Here is a 287-nt window from a genome sequence, read left to right on the forward strand (position 1 = left end):
GCGGGTGGCGCCAATTTCAGTCAGAATCTCCGTGGCGGCGATCGACCCGCCGCGGGCAAGCACGTCGGCGAACTGCCGGTCCTTTTCGAGATCCCTGTATTGTTTGATTGAAGAGCGTATGACGACGACGCCTTCAATCAGCATGAAGACGAAGGGCAGCAGAATGGCGGCCAGGATAACCCGTTTGATGGTTTCGAACTTCATCGCCAATCGCCACGGTGATCAAAACGTCGGTCGTGAGCGACCAATTGACGGTGAGCTTAACAACAATCCTTAAAAAACTGATA

The 287-nt window shown here is 53.7% G+C and carries 1 pseudogene; it reads right to left on the minus strand.

The features are described 5' to 3' along the window. A pseudogene (locus EOD29_RS31295) lies at nucleotides 1–204 on the minus strand (GGDEF domain-containing protein); the annotation flags it as partial. Between the last annotated feature and the right edge of the window lie 83 nt (nucleotides 205–287).

Source organism: Mesorhizobium sp. M1A.T.Ca.IN.004.03.1.1, from assembly GCF_003997555.1.
Taxonomy (GTDB): Bacteria; Pseudomonadota; Alphaproteobacteria; order Rhizobiales; family Rhizobiaceae; genus Mesorhizobium.